This window comes from Streptomyces odontotermitis (assembly GCF_050510915.1).
In the GTDB taxonomy this organism is placed as follows: Bacteria; Actinomycetota; Actinomycetes; order Streptomycetales; family Streptomycetaceae; genus Streptomyces.
The window spans coordinates 980,825-991,843 of the sequence record NZ_JBNJLS010000002.1 but is presented as its reverse complement, the minus strand read 5'-3'; the positions used below and the strand labels follow the sequence as shown (position 1 = coordinate 991,843).

The 11,019-nt window shown below is 66.1% G+C and carries 8 protein-coding genes and 1 pseudogene; 4 read left to right on the top strand and 5 right to left on the bottom strand.

Going from position 1 to position 11,019, the window contains the following annotated elements; translation table 11 throughout:
- Positions 1-12: 12 nt before the first annotated feature.
- The 3 genes from ACQB60_RS10600 to ACQB60_RS10590 all read right to left on the bottom strand — a co-directional run bounded on the left by ACQB60_RS10600 (position 13) and on the right by ACQB60_RS10590 (position 4,232).
- Positions 13-1,206 carry a serine/threonine-protein kinase gene (locus ACQB60_RS10600; RefSeq protein WP_496925597.1) on the bottom strand — a complete coding sequence of 398 codons (1,194 nt, stop codon included), beginning with the start codon at positions 1,204-1,206 and terminating at the stop codon, positions 13-15.
- Positions 1,207-1,368: 162 nt separating this feature from the next.
- Positions 1,369-2,406: a CBS domain-containing protein gene (locus ACQB60_RS10595; RefSeq protein ID WP_496925596.1), complete on the bottom strand. Its 1,038-nt coding sequence runs from the start codon at positions 2,404-2,406 to the stop codon at positions 1,369-1,371.
- Positions 2,406-4,232: a GmrSD restriction endonuclease domain-containing protein gene (locus ACQB60_RS10590; RefSeq protein ID WP_496925595.1), complete on the bottom strand. Its 1,827-nt coding sequence runs from the start codon at positions 4,230-4,232 to the stop codon at positions 2,406-2,408. The genes ACQB60_RS10595 and ACQB60_RS10590 overlap by 1 nt, the downstream gene beginning before the upstream one ends.
- A 584-nt stretch (positions 4,233-4,816) precedes the next feature.
- Between ACQB60_RS10590 and ACQB60_RS10585 the strand changes: the two genes are divergently transcribed.
- Entirely contained in the window at positions 4,817-5,476 is a 660-nt protein-coding gene (locus ACQB60_RS10585; RefSeq protein WP_496925669.1) for an HAD family hydrolase, read from the top strand.
- Here the strand turns inward: ACQB60_RS10585 and ACQB60_RS10580 are convergent.
- Positions 5,457-6,734: an NsdA family TPR-like regulatory protein gene (locus ACQB60_RS10580; protein ID WP_496925594.1), complete on the bottom strand. Its 1,278-nt coding sequence runs from the start codon at positions 6,732-6,734 to the stop codon at positions 5,457-5,459. The two genes, ACQB60_RS10585 and ACQB60_RS10580, sit on opposite strands and share 20 nt — an antisense overlap.
- Before the next feature lie 264 nt (positions 6,735-6,998).
- Between ACQB60_RS10580 and ACQB60_RS10575 the strand changes: the two genes are divergently transcribed.
- From ACQB60_RS10575 to ACQB60_RS10565, 3 genes are all read left to right on the top strand, one after another.
- Positions 6,999-7,376, top strand: a complete 378-nt coding sequence (locus tag ACQB60_RS10575) for a hypothetical protein (RefSeq protein WP_496925593.1) — start codon at positions 6,999-7,001, stop codon at positions 7,374-7,376.
- A gap of 307 nt (positions 7,377-7,683) precedes the next feature.
- Positions 7,684-8,787: a radical SAM protein gene (locus tag ACQB60_RS10570; RefSeq protein WP_496925592.1), complete on the top strand. Its 1,104-nt coding sequence runs from the start codon at positions 7,684-7,686 to the stop codon at positions 8,785-8,787.
- Between the two features lie 26 nt (positions 8,788-8,813).
- On the top strand, positions 8,814-9,359 hold the full coding sequence (locus tag ACQB60_RS10565) for a class IV adenylate cyclase (protein ID WP_496925591.1): 546 nt from the start codon (positions 8,814-8,816) through the stop codon (positions 9,357-9,359).
- 167 nt (positions 9,360-9,526) lie between these two features.
- Here the strand turns inward: ACQB60_RS10565 and ACQB60_RS10560 are convergent.
- Positions 9,527-10,282, bottom strand: a pseudogene (locus tag ACQB60_RS10560) (transposase family protein).
- Positions 10,283-11,019 lie beyond the last annotated feature (737 nt).

The following is an 11,019-nucleotide window of genomic DNA, read 5'->3' as shown; positions in this document are numbered from 1 at the left end:
GCCCCGGCCGTCTTACAAAGCCGACTGCATCGCGTACCGGGCCCGCAGTTCCTCGGCCACGCGCTGTGAGGCCGGCCGACGGCCAGGGGTAGTACGGGGTGGCTCTGTCGGTGTCGGTGGCTCGGTTACCTGCTGGACGACGGACCCGGCCGGGGCGGGCCGGGACATCTCCTCATCCCTCACTGCCGAGTCCAGGTGAGTCGGGCGATCCAGTGGGCTGTCGACTCCGTCTTCGTCCACGACCTGGGTGTGGACGTCCGGCGCATCGCCGCATTGCGTCAGCATGCGGTCCCATACCAAGGGCGAGGGTCCGCGCCTCTCGCGCCGACGCACTCTGCCGGTCGCCGTGGAGACGTCGATCAGGGCGTGCCGCGCCTCGGCCGGCGAGAACCCGGCACTCTTCATCAGGGCCACACACTGATCAGCGGCCTCGGTGAGGGAAGGACGGTCTGCTGGAGCATGCGCGAGCATCGCCGTGATCAGCGGGTTCAGGGCCTCGGGCAGGCCCGACAGGTCCGGCGGGCAGGTTTCGTCCGTCACCTGGGCGACGATCGCGGGCCAGCCGTTGCCCTCGTAGGGGTAGTGGCCGGTCGCCGCGTACAGCAGGACGGTGCCCAGGCCGTACACGTCGGCCGGTGCTTTCACCCGCGAGCGCCCGAGTGCCTGCTCCGGAGGCATGCAGCGCACGGTGCCGACGATCATGCCGTCCTGGGTGAGCGTGTCCTTGCCCGCGTCCATGAACGCGCCGAGCCCGAAGTCGATCAGGATGGGGCCGTACTCGCCCAGCATCACGTTCTGCGGTTTGAGGTCGCGATGCACCAGGTCGACGGCGTGTACCGCCTCCAGTCCCTCGGCCAGCAGCGCGCCGAGGCTGGCGACCAGCGGCGCCGGGAGGGATCCGGCGCCCTCGACCTGCTCCTGCACCGTCAGTCCCGGCACGTACTCGACGGCCATCCACGGTTGGTCGGCGTAGGGGTCCGCGTCCAGGAAGCGCGCCACCCGATTCGTACCGATGACGGTCCGGGCGATCAGCGCCTCCTTCTCGAAGCGCGCCCGCGTGGCCTGGTCGAGACGGTCGTTCCTGATCACCTTCACCGCGACCGGGTCACCACCGGGCGAGTAGGCCAGGTAGACCTGCCCCATTCCCCCCGCGCCCAGCTCACGCTCGACCGTGTACCGGCCGATCTGTGCGGGCACCTCAGTCATGTGTTACGCGTCACCCTCCCGCGGCCCGCGTCGTAGGGCGGCCACGCCTCAATTGCACCAAGGTTCCACCCTATCGCCGCAGCCGCGGAGCCAAGCGGGACTTCTGTCCCTTGACGTGCTTGAATCCGTCGCCTGCACGGGAGGCGGACCATGTTGTGCGCGTTAGCGCACGCAGTCCCGCAGCTGGCGGGCGAAGGCCGTCAGCTCGCGCATGTCCTCCAGCGGCAGCGGCGCATCGTCGAAGTGCGCGATGCGGTTCCTGATGTCCTTCACCCGCACGAGGTGGTGGACGAACTGGTCGCGGTCGAGGTTCGGCCGGCCGAGGGCCTGCCAGTTCGTGTTGGCCCGCTCGGCGAGGCCCGTCCTGCGCTGGTTGCCGTCCAGGAGGAGGACGTAGTCCCCGAACATCAGGTCCTCGACCTTCCCCGTCCGGTCATCCGGCCGACGATTGGTCGCCTGCACGGCCTCGATCGCCTCGGAGTCGAGCGCGCTCCCCAGCCAGCGTCGCAGCAGTGACTCGATCTCCCCGAGGAGGAAGAACGGACGGGCGGTGTTCTGGAACCTTCGCACGATCTCGCGGTACGTGACGATCCCGCAGATCCTGCCGTCCTGACCGCGCACCAGCACGTATCCCTGCTCGATGAGCGTCGCCAGGCAACTGAACAGATCTTCCCGGCTGTCGAACACCGGCAGCGACTCACGTTGCATGGCGTTCGCCAGCGTCGCCGCCTCGCCGTTCTCATACATGAGGGCGATCGATTTCCAGGTGACGATGCCGTGGAGCTCGGTCATGTTGCTGACCACAGGGATCTGATCGAAGCCGTGGTTACGCATGAGATACGTGGCCGAGTTCAACTGGGCCTCCGGCGGCACACTGGTCACCCCGCCCACCGCGGACGGCAGGTCACCGAGAAGCAGCCGTTGCGGCAGCGCACCCGGCGGCAACGGGTCGGCAGGAACGTCGAGGCCCTCCTGCGGGTCGACGACAGCTGCCGCGAACTCCACGAACCGCACCCGGCCGCGATGCTCACAGGTGGAGAACTCCGGCAGCGTGGTCAGCCCGACGGCGGCGAGTGCGGTCCGTATCTCCCGGATGGCGACGGGCTGCCGTACCCGTATGTCGAAGAGCGCGAGCAGGTCTGGCAGGGCCAGTTCTGTGCCCTTGAGAGCGATGAGCTCCTGCTGCGGCGGCCTGCGCATCAGTACTCACTCTCCTCGCCCGCAGCACCGCGCACGACCGTGGTGCGCTTGCCCATCGCCTGGTAGACGAGTTCCTCCAGCGAGGCGGACCGCGCCTCGAAGAACGCGACGTAGTCGCCGGCACGCAGCGTCTTCGGGTTGATGAGGTGAGTGGCGATCACGTCGTCGAACCACTCTGGACGCATGTCCGCCGCTGCCGCGAGGGGTTCGAGGTACGCGGAGGGTGCGCCGTTGAGCGCCTGGGCGGAACGGAGCGAGAGCGGAGTCTTGTTGACGATGGAACTGGCCGGGTACTGCTCGTCGAGATCCCTGCGCACCCAGCTCTTCGGGAAGACCTGATGGACGTCGACGCCGTACTCCACGAGCCGACCAGGCGGCATCGGGCCCTCGGTGTAGTGCCAGTCCACCGCACCCTGCCGGATCAGCAGCGCGAATATCCCTTTGTACGCAGCACTGTTGCGCGTCTTGAGCGTGAGTAGCCGCTCAGGGAAGAAGTAGGCGTCCGCGACGGTGTCGGGTACCTCGGCATCATCGCGGATCCACGCAATCAACTGCTCGACATCGCGGGTGAAACGCGTCTCGGTCGAGCCGCCGTACATCTCACCGAGGACCCCACACCAGTACCACTGCTCGATCTTCTGGATGGCGGCCGGAGTGTCGAGCTCCTCGCCGAGGATTGCCCGGACTGCCGCCAGGGGCACCACCTGCGTGCGATATGGCAGGTCCGCCGCGTGGACGATGCATTGGGAGAACAGAAAGCTGCCGACCCACTCGAAGGCGTCCTTCAAGCCCGGAGCGAGTTCCTCGAAGTCGTCCAGCGGAAGTTCCAGAAGATCGCGGCGCTTGCAGGAGACACCGACGCTCGCGTCCTTCTGTTTTAGGTTCCACGTACGCACCAGGGCGACGGACTGCAGGAAGTCACTGTTGCTCAGGCCGTCGTCCAGTTCCACGTCGAGGCGGCCGAGGACTGGGTACCGCTCCGCCACGTGCTCCTTGATCGAGCGCCACGTGGAGGGCAGGTCGTAGTAGGTGCCCGCGCGGCTGGTGTATGCGCGATTTCCCGCATACGTGGCGGTCAGCAACTCGAAGACGTTGAGCGGCACACCACCCGTGTTGACCCGCTCGAAGACAGCGCACACAGCATCCATGGACGTTGAGGACGACAGGTTGATCATCGGCACCTGGAACGACCGGACCGGGTGGAGCACCTTGTCCTCGAACTGCGACCACAGGTCGAAGTTCCGTTCCTCGTCGACTCGTTCGTACACCCGCCGCCAGGCGTTGACCTGTTGGGTGTCGAAGACTATACGCAGCGGGAAGAGCCCAGCCTCGCACTCACCTGCGGTGTCTGTGAGGTCGTGTACGACCGTGCGCCCGAAGTCCCGGCGCAGCATTCGGTCCTCGGGCACCGACACGATTGCTTCGTCCCGGTCGGACGGCGAACCGGTCGCCTTCGCAATGTCCACGTAATACCAGCGACGTACTGGCCGGTTCCGGGAATTCACTGTGAGCACCGGACTGTCGGCGACGTACAGGGCTTGGAAGAGCGACGTCAGGCGCTGCTGGCCGTCCAGGAGCAGGAGGCTCGGTTCCCGGTCGGCACCGGCGTGCGAGCCGGTGAGCGGCCGGGCGCGGAAGGGAGACTCACCGCCGGTCTCCAATGTCATCGTGACGCCCAGCGGGTAGTCGAGCGTCACCGTGGCGATGATGGCCCTGATCCGGTCATCGTCCCACTTCCAATCCCGCTGAAAGTCCGGGAGTTGGAGCCTTCCCGAGGCGATGTCGCCGAGGAGTGTCTTCAGATTCGCGCTGTCCAGCCCTGCCACGTACCCCGTACCTCACCCTCGCGACCGCAACTATCCGAGCATTTGACCAAGTCGCTCGCGTACACGTCAATCACGAAGTGACACATGCATCCCAGGTTGGCTGAATCTCTGTGTACTTGGCTTCTACGCGGCCGCGACCCGGCGCGGACCTCAGTCGCCGGAATTTGCCGAGATCGACCGATTCCTGGACCCGCTACGCCGATTCAACGACTGGAGGCGGTCAGGCTATTCCGTAGTCCCGTCCCGAGTCGGAGTGCACGGCATGCAGTGTTCTTCCCTACGGAGAGGGGCCCCGTCAGCCAGGCATCGAGATCACGTAAGCCTCCGACTAATGCGTTCGAAGTTGGCGAAGCGTTACAGATGTTCGATGTGGGGACCATTCAGGCGGGCCCGGCTAAACCGTCCCGGGTTCTGTGGAGATCACTCTCCACAGAACCCGGGACTTGACACTTCGATATGTCTTGTCGGCCTGAGAGGTGCGGCAGTAGGCAACACTTCGGCCTCTCGGATCGGAAGCGGTCGGGGAGCCTGAGGGTGAGATCTCCTCGGGCTCTCCGACCTTCTTGTGCTCTACTGTGCCGCTCATGATTCGCGCTGTGGTGTTCGATGTCGGTGAGTGCCTGGTCGACGAGACCCGGGAGTACGGGACGTGGGCGGACTGGCTGGGAGTTCCCCGCCACACCTTTGCGGCCATGTTCGGAGCGGTCATCGCGCAGGGGCGGGACTATCGCGAGACATTCCAGGAGTTCCAGCCGGGCTTCGACCTGACCGAGGAGCGGGAGAAGCGGGCCCAGGCGGGCAAGCCCGAGTGGTTCGGTGAGGGCGACCTGTATCCGGATGCGCGCCCGGCGCTGGAGGCGTTGCGTCGGGAGGGGCTGTGGGTGGGGATCGCCGGGAACCAGACCGTGCGCGCCGGCGGACTGCTCCGCAGTCTCGATCTACCCGCCGACATGATCGCGACGAGTGATGACTGGGGTGCGTCGAAGCCGGATGTGGCGTTCTTTGAGCACGTCATCGAGGCGACGCCTGCCGAGGCGGGGGAGATCCTGTACGTGGGTGACCGGCTCGACAACGACATCCGGCCCGCGGTGCGGGCCGGTCTGCTGACGGCGTTGATCCGGCGCGGGCCGTGGGGCACCATCCAGCAGCACGATCCGGACGCGGACGCGATCACCACGATGCGGATCGACTCGCTGGTCGAACTGCCGGAGAGAGTCGCGAAGTTCAACGCTGGAGAGCGCTGACCGTGGTGCCCCAGTCGTAGAGGCGGTCGTCGAGGTCGCGCACGCACTCCTCGTTCTGCCAGGGGGCGAGGGTGCGGCGGACCTCGCGTACGCGGTCCATGCCGGTCGCGTACCAGGTGCGGGCGAGCTGGTCGAGGGCCTGGCCGGCGTAGGCGCATGCCTGTTGCGGGTTGCCGTCGGCGACCTCGACGGCGCCCAGGTCGCCCAGGACGACGGTGCGTTGCTTGTCGGACTCGGGCGGCAGGTCCGCGAGGACCTGCTGGAGGGTTTCGCGGGCCTGGGGGAGGTGGCCGGCCTTGAGGTGGGTGTTGCCCTTGAAGGCGGCGAGGCGGGTGGGGCTGAACCAGTCCATCCAGGCGGGCGTGGGGTGTTCGGAGCCTGCGGCGAGGATGTCTTCGGCGTGGCCGATGAGGTGCAGGGCGATGCGGGTGTTGCCGCAGCGGGTCTCGCACTCGGCTTCGACGGCGTCGAGCCAGGCCCAGAACTCGGCCGAGGCAGGCGCACGGCGGGCGTAGGTACGGGCCGCGATCATGCGCTCCGCCGCCGCGTCGCGGTCACCGGCCCAGCCGGGGATGAAAGCGGCGTGGGCGAGTACGGCGGCGCCCTTGAGGGGGTCGTCCGCTTCACCTGCCGCTTGCAGTGCTCGTAGCAGGGTGTTGCCGGCCTGCTCGGGCTCGCACAAGTCGAAGAACTCGATGCGCCCGGCCAGCAGATATGACTCGGCGAGGGCCGAGGCCAGGCGCAGGCGGGCAGTAGGGGCGAGCTCGGGGAGTAGCGCGCAGCCGAGGCGTGTGTGTTCGAGGACGGCCGGGTGCAGGGTGGCCGGGGCTACAGACCAGTACAGGTTGCGGTGTGAGCGGGTCACGGTCTCGAAGTCGGCGCTGACTGTGGCTGGTTGGGTGACCGCTACGGCCTGGACAGGGACGGTGGTGTGGCGCATGCGGGGCAGCGCGGGGGCGTTCGAGGCTGCCGAAGTGCTCGGGGGGTTCGGGGCGTGGCCCGTGTCCCAGGGGGCGGTGAAGCCGAGGTCTTCGGAGTCCTGGCCGAGGAGGTGGGTGAGGACACGGCGGATGTCGGGCTGAGGCCAGGGAGGGTTGGCGGACTCCCAGCGGCGGATCTGGCGAACGCCAACAGCCAGTCCGCGAATGCCGAGTTGGGGTGCCGCTTGAGTGATGGCGTCGGCCAGGGCTTGTTGAGAGTTGTATCCGGCCGCGACGCGGGCGGCCTTGAGGCGGGTGTTGCCTATGGGACGGGGCATGGGCACCTCCGTGAACGGGCTCTGTGATTGAGGGTGCCATGCGAGGTCCCATTTAGGGCCGGATCTCATCAACAGGTGGGGCTTGAAGCCCTGTTGATGTCCTCTTGGTGACCGCTAGAAGTCCTAGAAGAGGGCTTGGAGGATCGAGACGATGGTTGCTCCCAAGTTCCGCCTCGCTGCCCGGCTAGGAGCCCGTCCGTCATGCCACGGTCCCCATCACGCTCACAGTCACATGAGAATCCGGTTCCGCCCGCGCCGCCCTCGATGGACACCGCGGGCGGATACAAACTCCAGGCCGTAGGTGTCTGTTGGGATGTCGTCCGCGTCCCGCGCCACATCGGCGTACGCGCTCTTGAGGTGCTCGGCACCCGCAGTGGTGCCGTCATTGAGGACCCGAACGAACCCGCGCTCTATTGGTTCGTGCCGACCGGTGCCGCGGCGGTCTGGGACATCCCGGGTACCCGGCCCCTCGGCCTGAACCAGCACCTTGTTGTTCCCCCGGCACGCCGCGTACGCGGCCCCGGCCCGCACTGGCGGATCTGTCCCGCGGACGGCGAACTGATCACCGACACCGTCGCCCTCCGGGCGGCAGTCCAGGACGCCATGGCCACTCCCCGGGCACCTCTCACAGAGAGGACGTGATCCTTCATACGAGCCCTTGCTCAGCCCGACCCCAGACAGTGGGCGTGGGTGCTCTGGCCTCCACCCCGCCTGGCAGGCGTGCCGTCCGTGGAGTCCCTCTCGGGGGCGTCTGGACCCTCGGCTCACTGATCGTCGCAAGTGGTCTCGGCCACCACGCGCAGGACCACGGAGATCACCTCCATGAGTGACCGGGACGCCGCAGCCCCCCGACCTGCTTCTCGGCCCCCCGATCGGCATCGCCTGGCCATAGCCAGTTCACCCCACTCCCGCGCCATGAACCACTCCCGCATCGAAGGAGTACCGGCTCATGCTCCAGCACCCCGCCTTACGGCAGATCAGCAGCGACGTACCCGTACACGTCTCAAGTGACCGAACCCTGCGCGTGAAAGTCATCGACGCATGCGGCATGACATGCACCTTCTGCCATAACGAGGGCACTCCCGTCAGCGCGGACAACCACGGACGCCAGATGGCACCCTTCGCTCCCAGTGGCCGCTCCGGCCGCACGTCGATCTACCTCGCCACGAACGGGGCGCGCTTCACCAGCGCCCCAGTCCTCCCCGACGAGTCCTTCCGAACGTCCCTTGCTCAGCTTCGCGACGCCCTCGGACTCGACGAAGTCCACCTCACCGGCGGCGAGCCGACCCTCCACCCCCGCCTGCCGCAGATCGTCACCCTTGCGAGAGCCACCGGCTACAGCGTTAGCGTCACCTCCAACGGTGAGAACGGCGCGCGGACCCTGCCCGCCTGCGCACAGGCAGGACTCGACCACGTGAACTTCTCGATCTTCGGCACCACCCCTGACGAGCTCGCACAAGTCCAGAGCAGTCGCTTCTGCTCACGCCAACGGGCCGTACGCAAAATCGAAGCACTCGAGAAGTCGATAGAACTCGCTGCCGAACTCGGCCTTGGAGCAAGGGCGAACATCGTCATCCCCGACCACACGCACATCCGCCGCGTCCACCGGCTGCTCGGCAGGCACGCGCCGCAGCTGTCCGTACGCATCCTGACCTCACTCGCCGACGGGAGCGAGTCCCTCGGCGCGGTCGACCAGCTCTTGCACGAGCTCGGCGCCCAACCCGACGAGATCCGGCTGACAGCCGGAACCTCCGGATTCCGCGTCACCTATCGACTGCCCAACGGCCGGCGGCTGACCGTCAAGCACATACGCCCATTCCGGCTTCCCGAGACCTGCGTCGGCTGCCGCTTCAACAACGACACCGACTGTCAAGAGGGCTACTACGGCGTCCGGTTGTACCGAGACCCGAGCGGCACCTTCCACGTGGGCGTGTGCATACAACGCATGGACCTCTGCCTGCCCGTGGAAGAGTTCGTGGGCAGCGAGATATGCGCCGAGATCAGGAAGGCGCGTGAGCACGACCTGTACGAACTCCACGACCTGACCGCGTAGGACAATTCATCGAGAGCGAGAGACCGTTGGCCCAGCACGAATACGAAGCGAAGTTCCTTCAGATCGACGTGGACGCCGTCCGTGACCAGCTACGGACGGCGGGAGCCGAGCGGACCTTCGACAAGACCATGTTCACCCGCCTCATCTTCGAAAACGACGCCGTCCAGGGCGAACAGTGGCTGCGGCTCCGCGACGAAGGCGGCAAGACCACCCTGACCCTCAAGCAAGTCTCCGACGCCACCCACATCAACGGCACCACTGAAATCGAGATCGAGGTCAGCGACCTGGAACGTACCGCGGAACTCCTCGGAGCGCTGGGCCTACGCCAGGTGCGCTACCAGCAGAACTACCGCGAGGAGTGGCAACTCGGAGACGTCACCTACGACTTCGACACGTGGCCCGGCCTGCCCACGTTTCTGGAGGTGGAAGCAGGTTCCGAGGAGGCCGTACGTAAGGCTGTTGACGAACTCGGCCTGGACTACACGCAGGCCCGGTTCGGCAGCGTCGACCTGATCTACAAGAGTGAACTCGGCAGGGACATCCTTGCCGAGCCCACGCTGCTGTTCGCCTGACGGGCTCAGTGCTCGCCCTCCCTCCTTGGTTGGGGGCGAGCGGAGGGCGTGTCCGCCTGTGGCGCTTCGCGCGGCGATCATGATGTGGTGGCGGACGAGGTTGCCTGGGTCTTCAACCGTGCCTTCCGGGTGGCGGAAGGAAGCGGCCTAGTGAGCGTCTTCCAATCTCACGCTGATGCGAGGTGAAGGACGAGGACAGCCTTCACGACGTCGGTGATTCGGTTGGTGCTGCAGCGAAGCTTCCGCAGGAGGCGCCAGCCCTTCAGAGTGGCCATGGCCTGCTCGCCGACACAGCGGATCTTGGCGTGGGTGGTGTTGTGGCGGCGCTTCCATCTCTTGAGGCGGCGGCCCCGAAACGGTACCCGGACGGGTCCGCCGGCTCCTTGATACGCCTTGTCCGCCCAGCATTTGAGCCCTGCTTAGGTGAGGGCTTCGATGATCCCGTGCTGCCTGGCGGCAGTCAGGTCGTGTGTGGATCCGGGCAGGGCGGGAGAGGCCCACAGCAGCCGTCCGAACGGGTCGGTGAGGACCTGGAGGTTCATACCGTGCCGCTTGTGTTTCCCGGAGTAGTACGGGGTGTCGGCGGCGATGCGGTCGATCGGAAGCAGCGTGCCGTCGAGGATGACGAACGCCTTCTCCCGGATCGTGCGCATCGCCTCGGCCAGGGACGGGGCGAGCAAGGACAGCACGTTGACGGCCTCGCGTATGTAGCGGAAGGCGGTCGCGATCCCGATGCCGAACCCGGCGGCGAGTTGGGCGTAGGTGTCACCACACCGCAGGTGCGCCAGAGCGAGCAGGGCCTGGCGGCCTGCGGTCAGCCGTCTCCACCGTGTCCCTATCTCCCGTCTGCGAGAGGCGAGTTGCCAGGTCAGGTACCGCAGGGTGCGGGTGGACAGATCGATCGCCGACGGATAGACAAGCAAGCGAAGCTCCTGGTGGGCCACGGTGGATCTTGGTCGTGACACCGTCTACCAGGAGCTTCGTCATGTTGCAGGGCCAGACCAACTGGCGGACCTCGCCGCGAGGTTGGAAGAGGCTCCATGTCAGGCGAGTCCCATTCGAATCTCAACAACCAGGCCGATGAGGGAGACGATCGTTAGCATGCCGCCAGCAAACCGAAGGGATCTCGGTGATGCTCTGTCTACGGGACCGGGAAGCACTCCCGAAAGGAGCGCGTAAACTCGATCGGCCAGATCGGCGATATTGGATGTGAGAGGGAATCCGATGGCGAGCATTACCGCATAGAAGATCACCCCTCCCACGCTCATTTCGGACACATCGGCAGGATCTGCCGACACCTAACTCCATGTAAGGAAAATCCATTTCTTCGCATTTGTGTGACGCTAATGCCGCCCTCAGCCAGCCAAGGCGTCAACGACCCGCACCACAAAGACGCAAAGTCCTCCAAACCCGAGAACGCCACCGATGAAACGCACGGTTGTGGGAGTGAAGTACCGAGGATCTGGAGGTCCACCCAGTGTAGCTTTCGCCAGTAGGTCGTAGAAACGGATAGCGAAATTGCGATAGTCCGTCACAAGGAGAAGTCCAACGATTGCAACGGCGAGACCCCATATAGCGTTAATCGAGAACACCTCGGAAATAGGTACTTACAGTGGTTGGGTGGTGGCGCCGGTGAAGGTAGATTCGAGTCGGCGCCACC